We start from the raw sequence: 24438 nt of genomic DNA on the forward strand, positions 1-24438 counted from the left end.
CGGTTTTTCGTTAACCCGACGCGTCAAAATAGAGAATCTGGAGCATCGGGCGTGTCAACTGATCGCCCGATGCTCCAGTCAGCCAGATCGGGCCTGAACCCACGGAAAGCTCCGTCTCCTCATGTTCCTGCAGGTGCCGGATTTCGTGCTGACCGTCGACCTGGGTCAGCGACCTGGCGGAGACCGGCTACCATTGCTGCAATGTCGGAAAGGTGCACATTCATCCCTTCGAGGCGTCGTAGGCTCGCGCGCGTCAATTCATATCGAAGGCCTGCGAACGCGTAGGTGAGGGCGACATTGCCCTTAAACTCCCGGGAAAGCGCCTGCTCGAGGATACGCGAACCGCTTCAAAGCTGAAACAGTCTAACGCTCGAACGGTTCGCCGAGCGAGGCTATGCCGTTCAGTTTCAGAAGGCGGCGATCGGCGGAGATGATGCCGAGGACGATGATCGTGACGATATAGGGCAGGGCGGAGAGCAGCTGCGAGGGAAGCCCCACGCCTGCGGCCTGCGCGGCAAGGCTCAGCAGCGAAACCAGCCCGAACATGCACGCGCCCAGAAACACCCGTCCCGTCATCCACGTGCCGAAGACAACGAGAGCGATGGCGATCCAGCCGCGTCCGGCGATCATGCCGTCGGCCCAGAGCGGGGTATAGACCGTTGCCGCGTAGGCGCCGGCAAAACCCGCCATCGCCCCGCCGAAGACGATCGCCGCCAGCCGCACGGCGATCACGGGAAAGCCGATCGCATGCGCCGCCGTCGGGTTTTCGCCCACCGCCCGCACGACGAGGCCGGTCCTGGTGCGGCCGAGCAGGAACCAGACGCCGAATGTCGCCAGAAGCGACAGCCAGACGACGATATCCTGGCTGAACAGCCCGCCGACCACCGGAATATCGGAAAGGCCCGGGATCGAAAGTTTCGGAAGACCCCTGATCGTCAGGCTCTCATAGGTCTTGCCGAAAAGTGCGGAAAGGCCCTGGCCGAGAATGCCGATCGCAAGCCCGGCCGCGACCTGATTGGCCCGAAACCCCAGCACGACGAATGCGAAGATCAGCGACAGCAGGGCGCTGGCGATGCCGGCGGCCACAAAGCCGAGAATATGGCTTCCACTGTGATAGACCACGATGAAAGCAATCGCCGCGCCGAGCGCCATCAATCCCTCAAGGCCGAGATTGATGACGCCGGAGCGTTCGACGACAAGCTCGCCGAGGGCGGCCAGAAGAAAAGGCGTTGCGGCGGCCAGCATGCCAGCGAATATGAATTCGATTGCGTTCATGCCGCCCTCTCACGATGTGAGGTCGGCCATTCCAGCCGATAGCGCGCAAAGGCGGCGGCGAGGAGATAGGCGAGAAGCAGGCTGCCCTGGAACACCCGGACGGCTGCGACCGGCAGGTTGGCCGAAACCATGGCATTGTCGCCGCCGATATAAAGGGCTGCCATGAACAGCGAGGAGAAGATGATGCCGATCGGATGCAGGCCGCCGAGATAGGCGACGATGATCGCGGCATAACCATAGCCCGTTGCAATCGAGCGCTGGAGCTGGCCGACGGGGCCTGCAACTTCGGCGGCACCCGCAAGGCCCGCCGCAAAGCCGCCGATCAGCAGCGAAAGCCAGATCGCGCTCTTGTCGCTGAACCCGGCATAGCCCGCCGCCTTCGGCGCGAGCCCGCCGACCTGCAGCTTGTAGCCCATGAAGCTCTTCTGCATGAACATGAAGGCGGCGACCGAGAGCGCGAGCGCGATCAGCAGTGAGACATTGACCCTGGTGCCGGGGATCAGCAGCGGCACCATCGCATCATACTGGAACATCACCGATTGCGGGAAATTGAAGCCGTTCGGGTCCTTCCACGGCCCGAGCAACAGGTAATAGAGCAGTTGCAGGGCGACGAGGCTCAGCATCAGCGAGACCAGAATTTCATTGGCGTTGAGCCTTGCGCGCCAGAACGCCGTGATCGAGGCCCAGAGCGCGCCGCCGACCGCGCCAAGCAGCAGCATCAGCGGCCAGATCCACACGCCCGTCGCCGTCGGGAACCATACCGGGATCGCCGAGGCGAAGATCGCGCCCAGAATGAACTGCCCCTCGGCCCCGATATTGAACACCTTCGCCCTGAACCCGACCGCCAGACCCTGCGCGATCAAGAGAAGCGGCCCGGTTTTCAAGAGCACTTCCGAAAACGAGGTCCATGAGATGAACGGCTCGAGCAGCATCGCATAGACGACCGCCACGGGGCTACGGCCCATCAGCACATAGAGCCCGACATTCAGTATGACTGCCGCCAGAAGCGCCAGCGGCGGCGCCAGCAACGTCGCCGTCAGCGAGGCCTGCTCGCGCCGGACAAGAGTGGGCAGGGATGAAAAGGCGTTCATGAGGCGCGTGTTCCTGTTTCGGAGCCGATCATGTAGCGGCCCACATCCTCCGGCCGGGTGTCGCGGGTGACGAGCGGTGGGCTCAGCCTGCCGTGGTGGAGCACCTGGATATGGTCCGAAAGTTCGAACAGCTCCTCAAGCTCCTCGGAAATCACCAGGATCGCCATGCCGGCATTGCGCAGCGCGATCAGCCTTTGGCGGATCGCGGTCGCAGCCCCGATATCAACGCCCCATGTCGGCTGGGCGACGAACAGCAGTTTCGGCGCCAGCATGATCTCGCGTCCGACGATGAATTTCTGCAGGTTGCCGCCGGAAAGCGAGCCCGCCTCGGCCTGCGGTCCCGGGGTGCGAACGTCGTATTCGCTGATGCATTGGCGGGCGAAGGTCTCGGCCTGTTTCCTGTCGATCACACCATTTTTGACGAGGTCGCGGGAATGAGCCGTCAGAATGGCGTTCAGCGCCAGCGACATTTCCGGCACGGCGCCCCGGCCAAGCCGCTCCTCGGGAACGAAGGCGAAGCCGAGCCTGCGCCGCGCTGCCGCCCCCATGGGGCCGACATCCTTGCCCATCATGAAGATACGGTCATAGGCGGCAAGCCGGGTTTCGCCGGAAATCAGCGCACTCAGCTCGCTCTGGCCGTTGCCGGAAATGCCGGCGATACCGAGGATTTCACCGCCGCGAACGGTGAGCGTGATGCCGTCAAGGGTGACGCCGAAGGGGTCTTCGGGCGTATAATCCAGGCCGATGATCTCGAGCTGCCTGTCGCCTTGCTCCACCGGCTCGGCGGGCAGCGGTTCGGGTATGTCGCGTCCGATCATCATCTTCGCAAGCGTATGTTCGTCATGCGCGCGCGGATCGAGATGGCCGGTGACGCGGCCGGCGCGCAGGATCGTCGCCCGGTCGCAGATCGCCTGGATTTCCTCCAGCTTGTGGGAGATCAGCAGGATCGACACGCCGCCATCGCGCAGGCGCCGCAAAGTCTCGAACAGCCTGGTGACCGCCTGCGGCGGCAGCACCGATGTCGGCTCGTCGAGAATCAGAAGCTTCGGATCGGTCATCAGGCAGCGGATGATCTCGACCCGCTGGCGCTCGCCCACGGAAAGCGCGTGGACATGGGCGAACGGGTCGACCTCCAGCCCGAAATCGCGGCCAAGGGCGCGCATCCGTTCGGCAAGCGCGGCCTTGGCGCCGGGCATCACGAGCTGAATGTTCTCGACGACGGTCAGCGTCTCGAACAGGGAGAAGTGCTGGAACACCATTCCGATGCCCTGACGCCTTGCGGCGGCGGGAGAGGCAAGCGCGATCGGCCTGCCGTTCCACGCCATGCTACCCTCGTCGGGCTGCTCGACGCCATAGATCAGCTTCATCAGCGTGGATTTGCCCGCGCCGTTTTCGCCGAGGATCGCATGGATCGATTTCGGCGCCACGGAAAGATCGATGCCCTGATTGGCCTGGACCTGTCCGTAGCTCTTCGAAATGCCGCTGAGCGAAAGGAGTGGCGTCTCCATTCCTGTTTAGGCCTTATTTCGGCAGCGGCGTCGTGACGCCCTTGACGTGCCAGTCCATGGCGACGATCTGCTCGGTGGTCATGGTTTCGCCCGAGGCGACGCCTTCGCTGCCGTCGGCCTTGGTGATCGGCCCGGTGAACGGCGAGAAACTGCCATCGGCGATCCTGGCCTCGGTTGCCTTGATCCTGTCCATGATGTCGGCGGGGATATCGTCGTTGAGATCGATGACCGCGACCACGCCGTCCGCCACGCCCAGAAATGCGTTCGCGCCCTTGAACGTGCCGTTCATATGGGCGTCGACCTGGGCCTTGAAATAGGGCGACCAGTCGGTCGCGACACAGCCGAGATATTTCTCCGGCGCGTATTTCTTCATCGATGAATTGAGGTTGAAGGCGTAGACGCCGGCTTCCTCGCAGGCCGAAATCACCGAGGGCGTGTCCTGCGCGTTGGAGAAGATCACGTCGCAGCCCTGCGCCATCAGCGCCTTGGCGGCATCCTGTTCCTGGGCCGGATCGAACCACGAGTTGACCCAGACGACCGATACCTCGACATCCGGATTGACCGCCTGCGCGCCGAGCGTGAAGGCGTTGATCGAGGTGATCAGTTCGGGAATGGCGAAGGCCGAAACCGATCCGAGCTTGCCGGTCTTGGAAAGCGCGGCGGCGGCCATGCCGAGCAGGTAGGTGCCCTGGAAATATTTGGCGGCAAACGGCGAGAAGTTCGGCGCGACCATATAGCCCGAGGCATGCAGCACGCTTGCCTTCGGATTGCGCCGCGCGATCTGGAACGCGCCGTTCTGATAGCCGAACGAGCCGGCGATCAGGAAATTATTCCCATCGGCAACGGTCTTGTTCATGATCCGGTCGGCGTCCGGGCCTTCCGCGATGTTTTCGAGCACGGTGACCTTCACCTTGTCGCCGTAAGCTTGCTTGACCGGTTCGAGGCCGGCGGCAAGCGCGTGGCCCCAGCCGACATCGCCGATCGGTGACGGCACCACGAGCGTGATGCCGAGCGGCTCATCGGCGGCAAAGGCGCGCTGTGCGCCGAGTGCGCCGGCAAGGCCGGTCGCGGCTGCGGCCTGGATCAAGGTTCTGCGGGTAATCTTCGTCATGTTCTGGTCCCCTGGAGTTGGCGTTCACATTGCTATGCCGGCGAGCGCCGCTTCGGCGTCCGCAAAGAGTTTTCTCTCGTCGAGACCGGCGAATTCGCCGTTCTGCCAGACGATCTGTCCGTTGATCATCGTCATGTCGGTCGCCATGCCGATCCCGACGCGGGCAATCAGGCTCAGCGGGTCATGGCGGGTGCCGACATAATCCATGCGGCGGCTGTCGATCGCGAACAGGTCCGCGGCCATGCCGGGCGCCAGCCTGCCGATATCGCCGCGCCCGAGCAGGCTTGCCCCGCCGGTGGTGCCATAGGCCAGGAAATCGGCTGGTGGCGGCACCTTGTGCTTGCGGGTCGATGAGACGAGGCACTGGAGCATGTAGGCCGAATGCAGGCAGTGCATCAGATTGGAATTGTCGTTGGATGCAGCACCATCGCAGCCAAGGCCGACGCGCATGCCGAAGGCGGCCATCGCCGGAATGTCGGTGATCTGCTCGCCGACCAGATAGACCGGCTCCGGGCAGTGGGAAACGCCGGTGCCGCTTGCAGCCATCCGGCCGAGTTCGTCATGGGTCAGTTCCCAGCAATGGGCATAGAAGGTATCGGGACCGGCAAAGCCGATCTCTTCCAGATAGTCGACGGTGCGAAGCCCGTGGCGGGCCTCCATTACCGGGCTCTCGCCTTCGCCGACATGGGTGTGCAGGAAGACGCCGCGGTCGCGCGCGAGGCGGGCCGATTCCACGAAGGTCTCGCGATAACTGTTGACAGGCTGGCAGGGGGCGACGACGACCTGGCGCATGCTGAAGGGTTGCGCATCGTGATAGGCGTCGATCAGCCGCGCGCAGTCATCGATGAACTCGTCGGTGGTCTCCAGCATCTCGTCGGGTATGGTCGAGCCTTCGGATTTCGGCAGGCTGTTGCCGCCGCGCCCGGCGTGAAACCGCATGCCGAGCAGGTCGGCGGCCTCGAACTGCCGGTCGACCAGCCGTTTGCCGGCATGGCGCGGGAAATTATACTGATGATCGAAGGCGGTGGTGCAGCCATGCTTGATCAGTTCGGCCATGGCGGTGACCGAGGCATGATAGAAGCAGTCCTCGTTGAGGCGCGAGAACACCGGGTAGATCCGGTCGAGCCATTCGATGACCGACAGTTTGGTCCAGTCCAGATCGGCCCGGTTGCGCACGAAACACTGGAAGAAATGATGGTGGGTGTTGACCAGGCCGGGATAGACGAACCAGCCGTCCGCGTCGAGTGTGATAGTGCCCGGCGGCAATTCGCTGTCGGCAAGCCCGTGGCCGATCGCTTTGATCGCCGGGCCGTCGGTCAGAAGATCGACATCGCGCAGCACCATCGGACCATTGCCATCGTCGACAACGACGGCTGCGCAGTTCTCCAGCAGATAGCCGGCCATGTCAGACTTCCTCCGCCTTGTAGTCCGGTTCCGGCTTCAGTTCGTGCAGCCGGTGAATGCCCGGCATTTCGATGAAGCCGTCCAGCGCGCGGATGGCCCGCAGCCAGAGGCGGATGCTGGGATAGCTATCGAGCAGGATATTGCCGTCCGGCGCGAGCGCCACATAGGGAAAGCAGGCGATGTCGGCAATCGTCGGGCGGTCGGCGGCAAGGTACCGCATGCCGCGTTCGCGCTGTTCGAAAAGCCCCATTTCCAGTTCCCGAAGTGCTGCGATGCCGCCGGCGGTCATGGCATCGATATCGCCCGGCACATTCAGCATCCGGTGGAGCCGCGCGCCGCCAAGGCTTGTTGTCAGTCGGGGCGAGAAGGCGAGCCATTGCTGAACCAGGGCCGTCTCGCGGGCGTCATCGGCGCGGCCAAGCCAGGACGGGGCAGAACCCGCCGCGATATAGGCGAGCATGGCCGAGGATTCCGTCAGAACCAGATCGCCATCCGTCATCACAGGAAGCGTTCCCGCCGGATTGAGCGCCAGCATCGCCGGGCCGCGGTGTTCCCTGCCGGGATGAAAGTCGACCGCGCGGGTTTCGAGCGTGATGCCGGCAAGGGCGGCCATCAGGCGCACCTTGTAGCAGCTTGGAGAAAGAACGTAATCGTAGAGCTTCATTGTGCCACCAATTGTGCGCCATAGGTGTAATTATGGCGCTTCAGCCAGCGCCTGTAGGCGATCGAGGTCATATCTGCCCGCGTCGGGATTTCCTTGCCCGGATCGAGCGGCAGGCGCGCGGGAATCTGGTTTTCGAGGATCGAGCGGTCCTGCAGGAAAATCAGCTGCTGGAACTGGATCAGGTCGGTCATCGAGGCATCGTCGTCGAACAGCGCCATCCACGGCCACACCTCGCACAACTCCTCCGTCAGCGGCTGGACGAACAGCGCGATCACATCCCATTCGCCAGGGCGCGGCGGGCTGGACTTGTAGAGCACCGAACAGGTGGGGGCGGGGACGCGATACATATAGTCGGTATCGATGCCGCCGCTTGCCGATCTGGCGGCCTGCGGCTGGTAGAATTTCACCTGGGTCGCCCAGACCTCGTCCTCCTCCTCGCGGATTTCGACCTTGTAGTTGAAGACTTCGGTATGCGGTTCCGCACCCAGAATATCGGTGTGGACGAACGGGAAATGAGCGATGTCGAGGAAGTTCTCGACGGCTCTCAGCGGCGAACAGCGAACCCTGACGACCCCGACATCGACAAGCCGGCGATCGGGGTCAGTGGCTTCCGGAATATCGAACAATTCATGTCCGGGCGCGCCGAGCGAGGTCCAGACATGGCCATAGCGCAGCCGCACGGGAAGTGTGCGTCCGTCTTCGGCCGTTACCTTCGCTTCATCGGCGCCGACGCGCGCAACGGTGATGTTTTCACCCATCAGCAGCGTCTCGCGGACATCGAGTTTGCTGAACAGCGCGACGGGATACCATTCGTCGATCATGGCATTCATGATTTGCCTCCCTCGATGCCGGCAGCTTCGGCTTTCCGGCGCAGCGCCTCCGCCTCTCGCGAGGCCGCGATCCGCTCTGCCGGCGTCGCCTCGCGGGAGACCAGAACATGCATCAGCGTCTCATCATTTCCGTGATCCGACAGCAGGAGGCGCAATGTCTCCCCTGCGGATTTCAGGATGCCGTCGGCATCCGCCTTCGCGCCGGCCGCGCGCTCGATGGCGGCGATGCCCGCGTGGACGTTCAGCGAGCGAAGCGGCGTAAACCCCTCCAGGCGCGGCGGCGCGTCCGGCTCATTGCCGTCCGCGACCCAGATGACGCCGTCCTGCTCGACCACGGGATAGGTTTCAACGCGGATGGTTTTGGGCGGCGTGAGGTCGGGATGGGCCGGGATGCGCAGACACTGGCCGTCCTGGCCATAGCTCCAGCCATGATAGATGCAGGACAGTTTCTCGCCGCGCACGAAGCCGTGCGAAAGGCGCATGCCCCTGTGGGGACAGCGATCGTCGGAGGCGGACAGACGACCGGAAGCGCTGCGCCACAGGGCTATGGTTCCGGCGGCCAGATTGACCGGCATCGCCGTGCCCGCCGTCAAATCCGCCGACAGCGCTGCCGGCGTCCATCTGCCCGTTGTCTGGGGGTGCATTTATGGACTTTCCACATATCGGTTTGTCATCTGTCACCGCAGTTTTTCGGCAAGCCATCGCGGCGACGGCGTTTAAGTTTGCACAGCAAATATGCATTGGCAAGAATGAACAAATTTAGTGCAAACATAATTTGAACGGGGATTTCGGCGCTCCGGTACTCGAAACCGTTTCGTCAATGGCTGGCGAACCGAGGCGCGAGACGATCTGGCGGCATATTCTCAAGCGGCAGGCATTCGATGTCGTCGACCCATATATCGATCGGCCCCAGCAAACAGGCGACTTCCATCGCATCGATGAGAGCGGACGGGCCCTTGACCGCCATTTCGATTCGTTCCGGCGAGGCGGCGATGATCCGCTCCTCCAGCCCGAGCTTGCGGGCATGGCGTTCCATCCAGGGTATGAAGCTGTTGGCGCCGAAACTGCCGCGCATGATGAATTTCTGGGTCTGGTCGATCTGGGTCAAGGGCTATTCTCTCGAAGGTCGGACGTTCGGAGGCTTCGGGCGCCAGATTATGCAGCCGCCGCACACCCGTCCAGCCCGATTTGCGGAGAAGCGCGCTCTGCGCGCTCCCGTCACGTCTGATTCGCGGGGATTGCGCGCCGTTTCGCGGTCGCTTTGGCAACTCGCTCTGGCGTTGGCCTTTGCGACAGAGGTATGACATCATCTGGAAAAATGATATCGGATGTTTCACAAGATGCCTTTCATCACGACCCGGAAGCACATACGAAAATCGTGGCTTTTCAGCTGCAGCAAATCCACCGACAGCCTTTCAGACGCTGAAGGGGCGGTATGATGAACAAGATCGATATCGTGCTGATCGCCGCCGTGGCCGAAAACGGGGTGATCGGTCGGGCGGGGGACATGCCCTGGCATCTGGCTTCCGATTTCAAGCGCTTCCGCGCGATCACCATGGGCAAGCCGCAGATCATGGGCCGCAAGACTTTCGCGTCCATCGGCAAGCCGCTTCCCGGCCGCACCAACATCGTCGTGTCGCGCGATCCGGGCCTTGCCATCGAGGGCTGCCTGACCGCGGCCACGCTGGAGGATGCTCTGGCGCTCGCCAAAGCCGATGCCGTCGAAAAGGGCATGGACGAAATCTGCATTCAGGGCGGCGGCGAGATCTACCGGCAGGCAATCCATAATGCCGACCGTTTGCGCATCACCCATGTCGAGACCGCGCTCGAAGGCGATACGACATTTCCGGAAATCGATCCGGCGCTCTGGAAGGTGACCGAGGAGGAAAGGCTGCCCGCCGGCGAAAAGGACGACTATCCGACCTGTTACAAGGTCTATGAGCGTCGCCGTTGAACAGGAATTTACCGAGAAAACCCTTTCGTTATCACGGATCGCGTTGAAAGCGGCGGTTCGCGTCCCTATAACGGGACAAACGCCTTGCGCGTAAATGGGGCCGCCCTGAGCGGTCCAGAGGAAACAAACAAATAAGAGGTGTGGATGCCCTGGAGCAATCAGAATGGCGGCGGTCCCTGGGGAGGCGGCGGCGATAATCAGGGGCCCTGGGGCCAGGGGCCGAAGCGCCCTTCCGGCGGCAGTGGCGGCAACGGCAATGGCGGCCCGCCCGATATCGAGGATTTCTTCCGCAGGGGCCAGGATCAGTTCAAGGGCATGTTCCCCGGTGGTTTCAGCACCGGCCTGATCGCCATCATCATTCTCGTGGTCGCGGCCTTCTGGGTGATGCAATCGCTCTATACGATCCAGCCGGACCAGCGCGGGGTCGAGCTTCGCCTCGGCAAGCCCAAGCAGGAAATCGCCGGCCCCGGCCTGCACCTGATGGCGTGGCCGATCGATCAGGTCGAGACCGTCAACATCACCGAGCAGCAGCTCAATATCGGGACCGGCACTTCGGGCCGGTCCGGCATCATGCTGACCGGGGATCAGAACATCGTGGATATCGAATTCGTCGTGCTGTTTTCGGTAACCGATCCGGAAGCCTATCTCTTCAACGTCGAAAACCCGATCCAGACGTTGCAGCAGGTCTCCGAAAGCGCCATGCGCGAGGTGGTCAGCTCCCGTCCCGCCCAGGACGTGTTCCGTGATGACCGCGAGGGCATCGCGCTCGACGTCAAGGACATCATCCAGTCGACGCTCGACAACTACGGCGCCGGGATCACCATCAACGCGGTGTCGATCGAGGAGGCCGCGCCGCCTTCGGAAGTCGCGGACGCCTTCGATGAAGTGCAGCGCGCCGAGCAGGACGAAGACCGCTACTATGAAGAGGCCAACCAGTACGCCAACAAGGTGCTTGGCGCTTCCCGCGGCGACGCGGCCCAGATCCGCGAAGCGGCAGCCGCCTACAAGGACCGTGTCGTGAAGGACGCGGAAGGCGAGGCCGGTCGCTTCAATTCGATCTACGAGACCTACACGGCCGTACCGGAAGTCACCCGCAAGCGGCTTTATCTCGAAACCATGCAGCAGGTGTTCGGCAGGTCCAAGAACGTCATCATCGACAGCGACGGGCAGGGCGTCGTTCCCTATCTTCCGCTCGATGCGATCGACCGTGCGGCCCAGGACAAGCGTCCGGTATCGCAGACGACCACGCCTTCACCGGCGACGCAGAATCTTACCCAGGGAGCGAGCCAGTAATGTCATCCAATCGTATACTCGCCGTCCTGGCCGTCATCGCGGCGCTGCTGCTGCTGGTTTATGCCTCGATCTTCATCGTCAACCCGCGTGAGCAGGCGCTGGTGATCCGCTTCGGCGAGATCAAGGAAGTCAGAAGCGAGCCGGGCATCTATTTCAAGCTCCCGTTCTCGTTCATCGGCGCCGACAAGGTTCAGTATGTCTCCAATCAGGACATGCGCTTCGATCTGGACGATATCCGCGTCCAGGTTTCCGGCGGCAAGTTCTATGAGGTCAACGCCTTCGTCGTCTACCGCATCACCGATCCGGAACGTTTCCGCCAGGCGGTGTCGGGCGATCGCGAGGTCGCGGTATCGCGGCTTCGCACCCGTCTCGATTCGTCGCTGCGCCGGGTCTACGGCCTGCGCGATTTCCAGGCGGCGCTTTCGAGCGAACGCGCCTCGATGATGCAGGAGGTCGGCGACCAGCTTCGTCCGGCCGCCGAATCGCTCGGCCTCAGCGTGGTCGATGTCCGCATCCGCCGCACGGACCTGACCAAGGAAGTCTCCGATGAAACCTACGCCCGGATGAAATCCGAGCGTCTGGCCGAAGCCGAGGCGACGCGTGCGGATGGCCGCGAGCGGGCGGAAATCCGCCGCGCGGCGGCCGACCGTGAAGTGATCGAAATCCAGTCCGCCGCCAACCGCGATTCGTCGCTTCTGCGCGGTGAGGGCGATGCCGAACGCAACCGCATTCTCGGCGAAGCCTATGGCAAGGATCCGGAGTTCTTCTACTTCTACCGCTCGATGAATGCCTACAAGGACGTGCTTGGCGAAAATTCGACGATGGTGCTGTCACCGGATTCGGAGTTCTTCGAGTATTTCCAGACGAGCGGAACCGGCGATCTGCCGCCGAGCCCGGCGCTGTCTAACCCGCCGCCGGCACAAGACGCTCCGCAGCAAGGCAACTGATCCATGCTGATGCAGGATATTCTGCTCGGCCTGGCGTTTTATCTGATTATCGAGGGGCTGGTCTATGCACTGGCCCCTTCGTTTCTGATAGCCATGGCAAAGCTGCTGCCGGGCTTTTCGGAAGGTTCGCTCAGGATCACGGGTCTGGTGGCCGTTGCGATCGGCGTCGGCATGGTCTGGCTGATACGCTGATAGGATTTTGGAGCATCATCCGTTATGATGAATATCATTCTGCACGGAGGCAGTATGTCCAGCTTGATCTCCTCTGTTCGCCCCGCGATCCGTGGCGCCGGCTTCGGTCTGATCGTCGCAACCGCTCTCATGCTGCCGCCCCGGGCGATGGTGGGCGCGGTTGTCGCGCAAACGCTCAGCGATGTCTCGATTGCCGATATGGCCGAGACGCTGCTGCCTTCCGTTGTCAATATCTCGATTTCGCAGGAGGGCGACGCCGATGCCGGCGATCGGCCGGTGCCGAAGGTGCCGGAAGGCCAGCCCTTCGAGGAGTTCTTCGAGGATTTCTTTGATGGAGAAGACGGGCTCGGCAACCGGCCGGTATCCTCGCTCGGCTCCGGTTTCATCATCGACCCTTCGGGCATCATCGTCACCAACAATCATGTGATCGAGAACGCGGATACGATTTCCGTAACGCTCGCCAGCGGCGAGACCCTGGACGCGACGCTGCTCGGCATCGACGACAAGACCGATCTCGCCGTCCTCAAGGTCGAGCCCGAAACACCGCTGCCGGCGGTGAAATTCGGCGATTCGCGCAATGTCCGGATCGGCGAGTGGGTGGTGGCGATCGGCAACCCCTTCGGTCTCGGCGGCTCGGTGACGCTCGGCATCGTGTCGGCGCGCGGGCGCGAGCTCGACGGGCCCTATGACAATTTCATCCAGACCGATGCGGCGATCAACAAGGGCAATTCCGGCGGTCCGCTGTTCAACATGGACGGCGCGGTGATCGGCATCAATACCGCGATCCTGTCGCCCTCGGGCGGTTCGATCGGCATCGGTTTCGCGGTGCCAAGCGAACTGGCGGAGAATATCGTCGACCAGATCGTCGAGTTCGGCCGGACCCGTCGCGGCTGGATCGGCGTTCGCGTGCTGGAGGTCAGCGACGATCTCGCGGCCTCGCTCGGCGCGGATGACCCGTCCGGCGTCGCCGTCGGCTCGATCATCGAGGGCGGGCCGAGCGATGGCGGACCGCTTGAGGAGGGCGATATCATTCTCAGTTTCGACGGTCATGAAATCGACAGTCCGCGCGACCTTCCGCGCTTTGTCGCCGAGGGCCGGATCGGCGAGCCGGCCGATGTCGAGATCGTGCGCGACGGCGAGCGGATGACGGTTCAGGTGACGCCGCAACTGCTCGAAGACCCCGAACTGGCAGCCAGCGAACCGGCCATGGGGGATGAAGCCCTGCCGGATGGCGGCGCGGCCGATCCGCCCGGCCTGCCGGTCACGCTCTACGGGTTGACGCTCGGCGATCTCGATGACAATGGCCGGGCGCTCTACCAGATCGACGGCGATGTCGAGGGCGTGCTGATCACCGGGGTCGAGCCTGAAAGCGCCGGCGCCGACGAGGGGCTCGAACCTGGAATGGTGATCGTCGAGGTGGAACAGAACGCCGTCTCGACCCCGCAGGAGGTGCGCTCGCGCATCGTCAAGCTGATCTCCGAAGGCCGCCGCAGCGTGTCGCTGATGGTTGCCGCCCCTGACGGCGCGCTCAGCATTGTCAGCCTCGTGCTGGAGTAGCGATCTCAGACCGAGCGTTGCCAGTCAGCCTTGTGCAGGCGATAGAGCACATGGCGCTTGAGATGCGGATGGCTGTCCGGGATCGAGGGATGGTCGAAATCGCCCTCAAGGTCCCGGCGCATGCCGAGCCTTTCCATAACGGCCGTCGAGCGATGATTGTTGGCGACGGCGAATGACACAAGCTGGTCATGCCCGCGTTCGTCGAAGGCCAGCGCGATCATGGCGCGGGCGGCTTCGGTGGCGTAGCCCTTGCCCCAGTGGCGCGTCGCCATCCGCCAGCCGATTTCGGGCGTGCCTTCGGGCTTGATATCGGCCTTGTAGTCGTCGTTCAGGCCGGTGAAGCCGATGACCTCTCCGGTTTCCTTCAGTTCCACGGCAGGGAAGCCATAGCCGGTGTCCGCAATCATCTTGCGGATCATGTCGAAGATTTCGTCGCTTTCTGCCCGGGTGCGGCGCATGGCGAAGAACGCCATCACCGCGTCGTCGGAGTTGATTTCGTGGAACAGGTCGCGGTCGCGGTCTTCCCAGTTGCGGATGATCAGGCGTTCGGTCTCGGCAATATTCATCTTGCGAACTCCTCCAGACGATAGCCCTGAATATAAAGAAGTGCGGTCAGATCGCCATGGTCGATGCGGATCGACGCCTCTGCGGCAACCTTCGGCTTGGCATGCAGCGCGACACCGCTGCCGGCAAGCCTGATCATGCCAAGGTCATTGGCGCCATCGCCGACGGCCATGATATCGGCCTCGGAAATGCCGCGCCTTGCCGCAACGTCCCGCAGCGCCTCGACCTTGGCCTCGCGGCCGAGAATGGGATCGGCAACGTGTCCGGTCAGCCTGCCCTTGTCTTCAAGGAGGATATTGGCGCGGTTCTCGTCAAAGCCCAGCATTGCCGCGATCCGGCTGGTGAATACGGTGAAACCGCCGGAGACGAGGGCGGCGTATCCGCCATTGGCCTTCATCGTGGCGATCAGTTCCTTGCCGCCGGAGGTGAGCGTGATGCGCTTTTCGATGATCTCGTCGACGATGTCGATCGAAAGCCCCTTCAGCAGGGCAACCCGCTCGCGCACCGCCGGCTCGAACTCGATCTCGCCATTCATGGCGCGCGCGGTGATCGCCGCGACCTTGTCCTTGAGGCCCACCTCGGCAGCGAGTTCGTCTATGCATTCCTGGCCGATCATGGTGGAATCCATATCCGCCAGCAGCGCCTTCTTGCGGCGTGTCGACGCCTTCTGGATGACGACATCGACGGGCAGCGCGCCGATCGCGGACCGAAGCGTGGTCTCTGCCGCCGGGCCATCGGTATTTTCAGCCAGCATCAGATCGGCCGCGACGCCTGTCGCCAGCCACTCCGTTTTCCCGGCATTGACTGCGCTTGAAAGCCGGGAAACGAGGTCCCCGGTCACGACAGGGTTTGACGGATTGGCGACAAGCGTGGCAACGAGAGCCATGACGAACTCCTCGGGTGAACATTGGCGTGCCGTTCTGATAACGGGACCGACGGCAAGCGGCAAGTCCGCTTATGCGGTTGCACGGGCTGAAGCTGCCGGCGGCGTGGTGATCAACGCCGACAGCATGCAGGTCTATGACACGCTGCATGTGCTGACGGCGCGGCCTTCCCTTGCCGATATGCAGGGTATTCCGCACCGTCTCTATGGCCATGTCCCGGCGGGCGCCGACTATTCGACCGGCGGCTGGCTGCGCGACATTGCCGCGCTTTTGGCGCAGCTTGATGATGAGGGGCGGATGCCGGTGATCGTCGGCGGCACGGGGCTCTATTTCAAGGCGCTGACGGAGGGGCTTGCCGCAATGCCGCCGGTTCCCGCCGATATCCGCGCCCGATGGCGTCGAGCGCTCGAGGAGGAGGGGGCTTTGACCCTCCATACGAGGCTTTCCAAACGCGACCCTGAAATGGCCATGCGGCTCCGGCCTTCCGATGGTCAGCGGATCGTGCGCGCGCTGGAGGTGTTTTCGGCAAGCGGGCGTTCGATCGCGGATTTTCAGTCCGAAAATCCGCCGCCGCTGATCGACGCGGCTGCGGCGGACAAGATCGTGGTGCTGCCCGAACGGCCGGTTCTGCACCAGCGCATCAACCACCGCTTCGAAACGATGCTGGAGGCCGGCGCTGTCGAGGAGGTCGAGGCGTTGCTGGCGCTTGGCCTTGACCCTGCCGCGCCGGTGATGCGGGCCATCGGAGTGAAGGAAATCGCGGCAATGCTTTCCGGCGAGATGAGCCGCGCCGAGGTGATCGAAAAGGCCAGCGCCGCCACCCGGCAATATGCCAAGCGCCAGATGACCTGGTTTCGCAACCAGATGGGTTCGGAATGGAAAAGGCTCGATCCGGCAATAGGTTAGACGGCCAAGTTGATGTATTTTCAGGCTAATATTATTGCGCGCGGGCAGGCTATAAGGTTTTTTTCTTGCAGTTGCGCGTTGACGCGGCCGGAAAGTCGGGCTATCAGGCCAGGCATGGCTAAGAAAGAACTTCTTATTGTGGTGGGATCGCGCATGGGCAGGATGGTGTAACCATCCGGCAATAGCCACCCATGCGCGACGACAGGCTCCTTGAAGGGGCCTTTTTTTATGCCCGAGGAAACCCAGGACCATCAAACGGAAAAATGAGATGACCGCAGCGGACAACATGATGACAGGCGCCGAGATCGTTTTGCAGGCGATGAAGGAAAACGGGGTCGAGCACATATTCGGATACCCCGGCGGCGCGGTACTGCCGATCTATGACGAAATCTTCCAGCAGGACGAAATCGAGCATGTGCTTGTGCGCCATGAACAGGGCGCCGGCCATGCGGCCGAAGGCTATGCCCGTTCCACCGGCAAGGTCGGCGTCATGCTTGTCACCTCAGGCCCCGGCGCGACCAATGCGGTGACGCCGTTGCAGGATGCGCTGATGGACTCGATCCCGCTGGTCTGTATTTCCGGCCAGGTGCCGACCGCGCTGATCGGCTCGGATGCCTTCCAGGAATGCGATACCGTCGGCATCACCCGGCCCTGCACCAAATATAACTGGCTGGTCAAGGACGTGAACGAACTGGCCGACGTCATCCACGAGGCGTTCCGCATCGCCCAGACGGGCCGCCCCGGGCCGGTCGTCGTCGATGTTCCGAAGGATATCCAGTTCGCCACCGGCCGCTACACGCCGCTTGCTGAACACCTGATCCGCGAAAGCTACCAGCCGAAGGTTCAGGGCAATGCCGAAGCGATCCAGGCGGCTGTCGAACTGATGGCCCATGCAAGGCGTCCGGTTCTTTACACCGGCGGCGGCGTCGTCAACTCCGGCGACGAGGCATCGCGTCTGCTGCGCGAACTGGTCAAGCTCACCGATTTCCCGATCACATCGACGCTGATGGGGCTCGGCTGTTACCCGGCATCGGGCAAGAACTGGCTCGGCATGCTCGGCATGCACGGGTCCTACGAGGCCAATATGGCGATGCATGACTGTGATGTCATGGTCTGCATCGGCGCGCGTTTCGATGACCGCATCACCGGTCGGATCGACGCCTTCTCGCCGAATTCGAAGAAGATCCACATCGATATCGATCCGTCCTCGATCAACAAGAACATCCGCGTCGATATCCCTATCCTCGGCGATGTCGCCCATGTTCTGGAAGACATGGTGCGGCTGTGGCGGGCGCTGCCCGCCGAAAAGCCGTCGCTTGACGACTGGTGGCGGAATATCGACCGCTGGCGCGGCCGCGATTGCTTCGCCTATACGCCGAACAAGGATGTGATCATGCCGCAATACGCCCTTGAGCGGCTGAACGCGGCGGTCAAGGACCGCGACGCCTATATCACCACCGAGGTCGGCCAGCATCAGATGTGGGCCGCGCAGTTCCTGCATTTCGAGGAACCGAAACGCTGGATGACATCGGGCGGGCTCGGCACGATGGGCTATGGTCTGCCGGCAGCACTCGGCGTCCAGATCGCCCACCCGGAAGCGCTGGTCATCGATGTCGCGGGCGATGCCTCGATCCAGATGTGCATTCAGGAAATGTCGGCGGCGATCCAGCATAATGCGCCGATCAAGATCTTCATCCTGAACAACCAGTATATGGGCATGGTGCGCCAGTGGCAGCAATTGCTGCACGGCAACCGGCTGTCGCATTCCTATACCGAGGCGATGCCGGATTTCGTCAAGCTGGCGGAAGCCTATGGCGCCGAAGGCATCTATTGCGACAAACCGGGCGAACTTGACGAGGCGATCCAGCGGATGATCGACAGCCCCAAACCGGTGATCTTCGATTGCCGCGTCGCCAATCTCGCCAACTGCTTCCCGATGATCCCGTCGGGCAGGGCGCATAACGACATGCTGTTGCCGGACGAGGCCAATGACGAGGCCGTCGCCACCGCCATCGACGCCAAGGGCCGTCAGCTCGTCTAACGTTTGAAAGAGGTCAGATCAATGAACGCGAAACTACAGCCCACCGGCTCTGCCTATTTCATGTCGAGCCAGACCGTAGCACCCGAACGCCACACGCTTTCGGTCGTTGTCGCCAACGAGCCGGGCGTTCTCGCTCGGGTTATCGGCCTGTTTTCCGGGCGCGGCTACAATATTGAAAGCCTCACCGTTTCGGAAACCGAGCACGAGGCGCATCTCTCGCGCATCACCATCGTCACCAAGGGGACGCCGGACGTGCTGGAGCAGATCAAGGCCCAGCTCGACCGGATGGTGCCGGTTCACAAGGTCGTCGATCTTTCGGTGCGCGCCCGCGAACTCGGCCAGGCCCCGCCGGTCGAACGCGAGGTCGCGCTGGTCAAGGTCGTCGGCAACGGCGAACAGCGCCAGGAGGCGCTTCGACTCGCCGATGCCTTCGAGGCCAAGGTGGTCGACGCGACGGTCGAGCATTTCCTGTTCGAGATCACCGGAAAGGTGTCGAAGGTCGATCAGTTCATCGCCATCATGAAGCCGCTCGGTCTCGTCGAGATCTGCCGCACGGGACCGGCCTCGATGAACCGCGGCCCGGACGGCATGTAGGAGCGTCCAGCGCCTGACGAAGAAGCGGCCCGGGTCCTGCACTGTAAAATTGCAGGTGGCCTCGCGGCTTGCTCCAAATACTCTCTCCCGCTTGCGGGAGAGATGCCCCGAAAGGGGCAGTGAGGGTGAAGCAGCCTTTCCAATTGTGAGGGCGCCCGAGGGGAGAGATTCGCCCCTCACTGTCGCTGTCGCGACATCTCTCCCCTCCGGGGCGAGAATACCGGGGGCTATGCGGTAAGGACAAACAGCTTTCGCTCTCTCTCGTCTTCCCGCAGGCCGTTCCAGCGCTCCGGCTGTTGACGGTCTTGTTGTGACGCGTCACAACCGCGTATCGCTTCTCGCGGGAAAGGGCTTTTTCCATTGCATATCTGGATACTCACGGACGGCAAGATCGGGGATCGGATGCAATGCCTTGGCGTGGTCTCGCGGCTTGGCGCGGAGGCCGAGGAGAAGGTGATCGCGCCGGGAAAACCGTGGGAATGGCTGATGCCGCGCGGACCCGTGCCGCCGAAGCACCGTCCGGGGCGGCCCGGAAGCCCGATCGCGCCGCCTTTCCCCGATGTCGCGATTGCCAGCGGCAGGCGCATGGTGCCGTATCTGAAGGCGGTGAAGGCCGCCTCGGGAGGCAGGACTTTCACGGTATTCTTAAAGGATCCGAGGATCGGAGAATCCGCCGCCGATCTTATCTGGATGCCGAGTCATGACCGGTTTCGCGCCGAAAATGTGCTGGTCACCGATACCGGGCCGCACCCGCTGACGCCTGCCGCAATCGCCGAGGCGGCGGCAGTGCGGCCGGCCGAATGGGACCGGCTGCCGTCGCCGCGGCTCGGCGTGCTGATCGGCAACCCGGTCTCCGGCGCGCGCGATCGGGCGGCGGCGCTGGACCACTTCATGAAGCAGATCGATCATGCGAAAAACGAGATCGGCAGCATCATCGTCACCCAGTCGCGGCGCACGCCGGAACCGGTGATGGCGGCATTGCGCGATCGGCTCGAAGGCTTCCCGCACTGGATCTGGTCGCCCGAAACCGACAATCCCTACCGCGCTATGCTCGGCTTTGCCGATATGCTGGCGGTGACGGCCGATTCACACAATATGATGAGCGAGGCGCTTTCCACCGGCACGCCGGTGTTTCCGCTGCGGCCCTATCGGCTCAATCCCAAACTTGCCGGCTTCATCGACAGGCTGGATGCGGCCGGCCAGACGCGCCCGTTCGAGGGCGCGCTTGAACCCTATGATTACGTACCGGTCGATGCGACGGAAGAGATCGCGGAAGCGATTCGGCAGGGGTTCGCAAAGCGTAGCCACTGAGGCTGTTATAGGTGCGGTCGCATATGGCTTCGCCGCATAGCCCGCAAACCTTCTCGCCCCGGAGGGGAGAGATGTCGCGACAGCGACAGTGAGGGGCGAGTCTATCCACACTGAAGCCCTCACGGGTCAGAAATGCTGATTCACCCTCACTCCCCCTTTCTGGGCATCTCTCCCACAAGCGGGAGAGAGTATCGGGAGCAAGCCGCAAGGTCATTGCCCGTTCCTCAAGGGGAGATTACGGGCTGAGAGATTTCGCTCTTACGCGACCGTGATCGGCTGGTCGGGGAAGGCGAGTTGTTCGCGCGCGCGCCATTCCGGAGTCACATAGTTGATGATCAGCGATTTGCGTACGCCCTGGATCGGGCGTTTCTCGAAACCGTGCCAGGTATTGTTGGAGGGCACGAAGATCATCGCGTAGTTCGGCGCGAACGGCGAGCGGCCGAAATGCTCTTCCCTGGAGACATAGATATCGGTTCCGAGCTCCTCGTGGCCGGGGCCATCTGAGAGATAGATCAGCAGGGTAAACAGCTTGACGCCGATATCGGTGTGCGGCTCCAGCCAGAAACCGTCGATATCCTGCGCGAATTCGATGCGAAGGCTCGAACCCTCGATATCGGTTTTGAAGGTATCCTGGATTGTCGACGCGACGGCGGGGTCCTGAAATGCCTCGGCGACAGAAGCGCAGCAGTCATATCGGGCGATATTGGGCTGGTCGAAATAATGCCGGCTCTTGTTGTGGACCTCGCGCGTGCCCGATACGCCGTCCAGTTCGGGCTTCGGGAAATCGAGCGACTGGATATCGTTCAGCAGGTCCGTCGGAAACATGTCCGCAAGCAGCCAGTGTCTATAGGGGGCGGCATTGGATTGGGCGCTCTTGAACGCCGATTTCACATGCTCTTGAACATTTCCGTAATCTGTCATTTCTAAACCATATACCTGTTTGATCAGCGCCATCGTAGCGTCAACGGCAAGGTCGCACAACCACTGCCGAAGTCGGTATCACTGCCCCGGCTTGCCGGTCTTTCCGGTGCGCCGCCCGCGACGCTTCTGTTCGCCGGGATCTTCGTAGGACCCGGCGCCGATCTTGCCGCGCTGAACGGGCTTGGCATTGCCGCCGAGCGGCTTTTCGGTGCGTCCGACGGTCATTTCGTCAAGATCGTTCTTGCGGAACAACGGGCGGGCGGTATCCGTGCCCGGGCCCATGTCGTCCAGCGAGGGCTTGGCGAAATAGCCGCTCGGAGCGGCGCTGCTTTCGGCCTGCCGCGATTCCTGCCGTTCGATCTTGTCGTCGAGACCCTGCAGTTCGGCCGCCTTGAGGCGCTTGATTTCGTCGCGGACGCGGGCGGCGGTCTCGAAATCGAGATCGGCCGCGGCATCGCGCATCTGCTTTTCAAGGGCGTCGAGATGGGTCTGAAGATTGTTGCCGACCAAGTGGCCGTCTGCCGCAAAGCCCTTGCCGCCCTTGGTGCTGATATCGGCGCGGACATGGTCGCGCTCATAGACCGAATCGAGAATATCGGAAATCCTGGCCTTGACCGATTCCGGGGTGATGCCGTGTTCCTCGTTATAGACGAGCTGCTTTTCGCGCCGGCGGCTGGTCTCGTCCATGGCCCTCTGCATCGAGCCGGTAATCCGGTCGGCATAAAGCACGACCTTGCCGTCGACATTGCGCGCAGCGCGGCCGATGGTCTGGATCAGCGAGGTTTCCGAGCGCAGGAAACCCTCCTTGTCGGCATCGAGGATGGCGACGAAGGCGCATTCGGGAATGTCGAGGCCCTCGCGCAGCAGGTTGATGCCGACCAGCACGTCGAAGGCGCCGAGCCGCAGGTCGCGGATGATCTCGATGCGCTCCAGCGTATCGATGTCGGAATGCATGTAGCGCACCCGGATGCCCTGTTCGTGCAGATATTCGGTCAGGTCCTCGGCCATCCGCTTGGTCAGCACGGTCACCAGCGTACGATAGCCCTTGGCCGAAACCTCGCGGATTTCGGACAGCACGTCATCGACCTGGGTCTTGGCTTCGCGGATTTCCACCGGCGGATCGATCAGCCCGGTCGGGCGGATCACCTGTTCTGCGAACACGCCGCCGGCCTCTTCCATCTCCCAGTTGCCGGGCGTCGCGGAGACGGCGACCGTATCCGGACGCATCGCGTCCCATTCCTCGAAGCGCAGCGGCCGGTTGTCCATGCAGGAGGGCAGGCGGAAACCGTATTCGGCCAGCGTCGCCTTGCGCCGGAAGTCGCCGCGATACATGCCGCCGATCTGCGGCACGGTGACGTGGCTTTCATCGATGAAGATCAGCGCATTGTCGGGAATATACTCGAACAGCGTCGGCGGCGGCTCGCCGGGGCGCCGACCGGTCAGATAGCGCGAATAGTTCTCGATGCCGGGACACGCGCCGGTCGCCTCCATCATCTCGATGTCGAATCGCGTACGCTGTTCGAGGCGCTGTGCTTCGAGAAGACGTCCAGCCTTTTCAAGCTCTTGAAGGCGCGCCTTCAACTCTTCCTTGATCGATTTTATCGCCGCGTTCAGCGTCGGGCGCGGGGTGACGTAGTGCGAATTGGCGTAGATCTTCACCGATTTCAGGTCGCCGGTCTTCTGCCCGGTGAGCGGATCGAATTCGGTGATCGAGTCGATCTCGTCGCCGAACATCGAAATCCGCCATGCCGCGTCCTCAAGGTGGGCGGGGAAGATCTCGATCGTGTCGCCGCGCACCCGGAACGAGCCGCGCTGGAAATCCATGTCGCGGCGCTTGTATTGCTGGGCCACGAGGTCGGCCAGCAGTTGCCGCTGGTCGAGCGTGTCGCCGACCGCCATCTGGAAGGTCATGGCGGTGTAGGTCTCGACCGAGCCGATACCGTAGATGCAGGACACCGAAGCGATGATGATGCAGTCGTCGCGCTCCAGAATGGCGCGGGTGGCGGCGTGGCGCATCCGGTCGATTTGCTCGTTGATCGAGGATTCCTTCTCGATATAGGTGTCGGAGCGCGGCACATAGGCTTCCGGCTGGTAGTAATCGTAGTAGGAAACGAAATACTCGACGGCGTTGTCGGGAAAGAAGTTCCTGAATTCCGAATAGAGCTGGGCGGCGAGCGTCTTGTTCGGGGCGAGAATCACGGCCGGGCGCTGGGTTTCCTCGATCACCTTGGCCATGGTGAAGGTCTTGCCGGAGCCGGTGACGCCGAGCAGAACCTGGTTGCGGTCCCCGGATTTCAGGCCTTCGACGAGGTCGCGGATCGCGGTCGGCTGGTCGCCGGAGGGCTTGTATTCCGTGACCATGCGGATCGGGATGCCGCCCTCGGACTTTTCCGGGCGCTCCGGCCGGTGCGGGGTCCAGATCTTGCCGTTCTTGAACAGCGGGTTGCCGCTTTCGATCAGGCTGGAGAGCGCATCCACGGTGGCGGTGACGCCGCCCTGTGCAAGGTTCTGGGCGTCCTCCAGCGAAACATCGACGCCTGCGACCGGGTTGAGGCCGGCGGCGGCGCGAGTCTTGGGATCGGAGGAGCCCCCGATCGATACGCCGCGCGCGGTCCGGCTGGCCGTTGCGCCGCCGCTTTCGGCGGCCTTGCGGCGATGTTTGCCGGCTTTCGAGGCGAGCTTGCGCTGCGAATCGACGGTCTCTGCCTCTGCCTCTTTCTCCAGCCCGGCAAGCCAGTCCGACATCGATCCTTCAAAAGGAGCGCCTTCGAACGGTGCCTGGGGCGCTTCCTCGAACCCAGATTTGCTGGGGGATTTCTTGGGTGATCTGGCCATCGGTCGAATATGGGGAACTAGCCTGCAAAAGAAAAGGGCGTTGCGTTGGAACAAAAGTAGAACTTTTGCAGCGATTCGGTCAAGTTTTGCTGTTGAATTTTCTGATGCCGGTTTCAGATGTTTGCGCTAAGAACGCTGGCAGCTGCATTGGCGGCCGTGTCTCCGGAGAAAATTCATGCCCTTTTCGCTTTCGCCTGCGGCCATCTGGCCGGTTGTGATGCTGGTCTGCTCGAACGTGTTCATGACCTTTGCATGGTACGGTCATCTGAAATTCAAAAGCGCACCGCTGCTGCTCGTGATCATCGTCGCGTGGGGGATCGCTTTTTTCGAATACTGCCTCGCGGTTCCGGCCAACAGGATCGGCGCGTCGGTATACTCGACCGCGCAGTTGAAGACGATCCAGGAGATCATCACGCTGCTGGTGTTTTCCGGCTTCTCGGTGTTGTGGCTGAAGGAGGCTATCACCATCAACCATGTCATCGGTTTCGCGCTGATTGCGCTCGGCGCGGCGTTCATCTTCCGCGCATGAGCGATCATTGATGTAAACGACGTCGAA

Annotated in this window: 23 protein-coding genes; 10 read left to right on the forward strand and 13 right to left on the reverse strand. The window is 62.5% G+C overall.

What is annotated here, in order from left to right; translation table 11 throughout:
* Nucleotides 1-363 precede the first annotated feature (363 nt).
* The 9 genes from HQ843_RS16930 to HQ843_RS16970 form a co-directional block, all read right to left on the reverse strand.
* Nucleotides 364-1275, reverse strand: a complete 912-nt coding sequence (locus HQ843_RS16930) for an ABC transporter permease (RefSeq protein WP_180897219.1) — start codon at nucleotides 1273-1275, stop codon at nucleotides 364-366.
* Nucleotides 1272-2366 (reverse strand): ABC transporter permease, encoded by a 1095-nt coding sequence (locus tag HQ843_RS16935; RefSeq protein WP_180897218.1) that lies wholly within the window; start codon nucleotides 2364-2366, stop codon nucleotides 1272-1274. The genes HQ843_RS16930 and HQ843_RS16935 overlap by 4 nt, the downstream gene beginning before the upstream one ends.
* The gene (locus HQ843_RS16940) at nucleotides 2363-3874 is read right to left on the reverse strand and encodes an ABC transporter ATP-binding protein (protein ID WP_180897217.1); all 1512 of its coding nucleotides are present in this window, start codon (nucleotides 3872-3874) and stop codon (nucleotides 2363-2365) included. The genes HQ843_RS16935 and HQ843_RS16940 overlap by 4 nt, the downstream gene beginning before the upstream one ends.
* A 13-nt stretch (nucleotides 3875-3887) precedes the next feature.
* Complete coding sequence (locus HQ843_RS16945) at nucleotides 3888-4985, reverse strand: BMP family ABC transporter substrate-binding protein (RefSeq protein WP_180897216.1); 1098 nt, start codon at nucleotides 4983-4985, stop codon at nucleotides 3888-3890.
* Between the two features lie 24 nt (nucleotides 4986-5009).
* The gene (locus HQ843_RS16950; protein WP_180897215.1) at nucleotides 5010-6389 is read right to left on the reverse strand and encodes an amidohydrolase; all 1380 of its coding nucleotides are present in this window, start codon (nucleotides 6387-6389) and stop codon (nucleotides 5010-5012) included.
* Between the two features lies 1 nt (nucleotide 6390).
* Nucleotides 6391-7053 (reverse strand): glutathione S-transferase family protein, encoded by a 663-nt coding sequence (locus HQ843_RS16955; protein WP_180897214.1) that lies wholly within the window; start codon nucleotides 7051-7053, stop codon nucleotides 6391-6393.
* Nucleotides 7050-7883, reverse strand: coding sequence for an aromatic ring-hydroxylating oxygenase subunit alpha (locus HQ843_RS16960; RefSeq protein WP_180897213.1), 834 nt, complete (start codon nucleotides 7881-7883; stop codon nucleotides 7050-7052). The genes HQ843_RS16955 and HQ843_RS16960 overlap by 4 nt, the downstream gene beginning before the upstream one ends.
* On the reverse strand, nucleotides 7880-8527 hold the full coding sequence (locus tag HQ843_RS16965) for a Rieske (2Fe-2S) protein (RefSeq protein WP_180897212.1): 648 nt from the start codon (nucleotides 8525-8527) through the stop codon (nucleotides 7880-7882). The genes HQ843_RS16960 and HQ843_RS16965 overlap by 4 nt, the downstream gene beginning before the upstream one ends.
* A 173-nt stretch (nucleotides 8528-8700) precedes the next feature.
* Nucleotides 8701-8991: an acylphosphatase gene (locus HQ843_RS16970; protein ID WP_246710126.1), complete on the reverse strand. Its 291-nt coding sequence runs from the start codon at nucleotides 8989-8991 to the stop codon at nucleotides 8701-8703.
* Between the two features lie 330 nt (nucleotides 8992-9321).
* Between HQ843_RS16970 and HQ843_RS16975 the strand changes: the two genes are divergently transcribed.
* From HQ843_RS16975 to HQ843_RS16995, 5 genes are all read left to right on the forward strand, one after another.
* A complete protein-coding gene (locus HQ843_RS16975; RefSeq protein WP_180897211.1) occupies nucleotides 9322-9837 on the forward strand; it encodes a dihydrofolate reductase in 516 nt (171 codons plus the stop codon).
* Nucleotides 9838-9981: 144 nt separating this feature from the next.
* Entirely contained in the window at nucleotides 9982-11130 is a 1149-nt protein-coding gene (gene hflK, locus HQ843_RS16980) for an FtsH protease activity modulator HflK (RefSeq protein ID WP_180897210.1), read from the forward strand.
* Complete coding sequence (gene hflC, locus HQ843_RS16985) at nucleotides 11130-12077, forward strand: protease modulator HflC (protein ID WP_180897209.1); 948 nt, start codon at nucleotides 11130-11132, stop codon at nucleotides 12075-12077. The genes hflK and hflC overlap by 1 nt, the downstream gene beginning before the upstream one ends.
* A 9-nt stretch (nucleotides 12078-12086) precedes the next feature.
* Nucleotides 12087-12269 (forward strand): DUF2065 domain-containing protein, encoded by a 183-nt coding sequence (locus HQ843_RS16990; RefSeq protein WP_180902161.1) that lies wholly within the window; start codon nucleotides 12087-12089, stop codon nucleotides 12267-12269.
* Nucleotides 12270-12323: 54 nt separating this feature from the next.
* Nucleotides 12324-13826, forward strand: a complete 1503-nt coding sequence (locus HQ843_RS16995; RefSeq protein ID WP_246710127.1) for a Do family serine endopeptidase — start codon at nucleotides 12324-12326, stop codon at nucleotides 13824-13826.
* A gap of 5 nt (nucleotides 13827-13831) precedes the next feature.
* Here HQ843_RS16995 and HQ843_RS17000 read toward each other — a convergent pair whose 3' ends face one another.
* Nucleotides 13832-14392 (reverse strand): GNAT family N-acetyltransferase, encoded by a 561-nt coding sequence (locus tag HQ843_RS17000; RefSeq protein WP_180897207.1) that lies wholly within the window; start codon nucleotides 14390-14392, stop codon nucleotides 13832-13834.
* The gene (gene serB / locus HQ843_RS17005) at nucleotides 14389-15276 is read right to left on the reverse strand and encodes a phosphoserine phosphatase SerB (RefSeq protein ID WP_180897206.1); all 888 of its coding nucleotides are present in this window, start codon (nucleotides 15274-15276) and stop codon (nucleotides 14389-14391) included. The genes HQ843_RS17000 and serB overlap by 4 nt, the downstream gene beginning before the upstream one ends.
* Here serB and miaA point away from each other — a divergent pair.
* The 4 genes from miaA (at nucleotide 15275) to HQ843_RS17025 (ending at nucleotide 20126) form a co-directional block, all read left to right on the forward strand.
* The gene (miaA, locus tag HQ843_RS17010) at nucleotides 15275-16180 is read left to right on the forward strand and encodes a tRNA (adenosine(37)-N6)-dimethylallyltransferase MiaA (protein ID WP_180897205.1); all 906 of its coding nucleotides are present in this window, start codon (nucleotides 15275-15277) and stop codon (nucleotides 16178-16180) included. The two genes, serB and miaA, sit on opposite strands and share 2 nt — an antisense overlap.
* Before the next feature lie 268 nt (nucleotides 16181-16448).
* Nucleotides 16449-18221, forward strand: coding sequence for an acetolactate synthase 3 large subunit (locus HQ843_RS17015; RefSeq protein WP_180897204.1), 1773 nt, complete (start codon nucleotides 16449-16451; stop codon nucleotides 18219-18221).
* A 21-nt stretch (nucleotides 18222-18242) separates the two neighbouring features.
* A complete protein-coding gene (gene ilvN, locus HQ843_RS17020) occupies nucleotides 18243-18815 on the forward strand; it encodes an acetolactate synthase small subunit (protein WP_180897203.1) in 573 nt (190 codons plus the stop codon).
* Between the two features lie 360 nt (nucleotides 18816-19175).
* Nucleotides 19176-20126, forward strand: coding sequence for a mitochondrial fission ELM1 family protein (locus HQ843_RS17025; protein WP_180897202.1), 951 nt, complete (start codon nucleotides 19176-19178; stop codon nucleotides 20124-20126).
* A 258-nt stretch (nucleotides 20127-20384) separates the two neighbouring features.
* Here HQ843_RS17025 and HQ843_RS17030 read toward each other — a convergent pair whose 3' ends face one another.
* Both HQ843_RS17030 and uvrB read right to left on the reverse strand, forming a co-directional pair.
* Nucleotides 20385-21047 (reverse strand): 2OG-Fe(II) oxygenase, encoded by a 663-nt coding sequence (locus HQ843_RS17030; RefSeq protein WP_180903257.1) that lies wholly within the window; start codon nucleotides 21045-21047, stop codon nucleotides 20385-20387.
* A gap of 78 nt (nucleotides 21048-21125) precedes the next feature.
* On the reverse strand, nucleotides 21126-23882 hold the full coding sequence (uvrB, locus tag HQ843_RS17035; RefSeq protein WP_180897201.1) for an excinuclease ABC subunit UvrB: 2757 nt from the start codon (nucleotides 23880-23882) through the stop codon (nucleotides 21126-21128).
* 175 nt (nucleotides 23883-24057) lie between these two features.
* Here uvrB and HQ843_RS17040 point away from each other — a divergent pair, with 175 nt between their 5' ends.
* Nucleotides 24058-24411, forward strand: coding sequence for a DMT family protein (locus tag HQ843_RS17040; RefSeq protein ID WP_180897200.1), 354 nt, complete (start codon nucleotides 24058-24060; stop codon nucleotides 24409-24411).
* Nucleotides 24412-24438: the final 27 nt, after the last annotated feature.

The organism is Martelella sp. NC20 (assembly GCF_013459645.1).
Classification (GTDB): Bacteria; Pseudomonadota; Alphaproteobacteria; order Rhizobiales; family Rhizobiaceae; genus Martelella.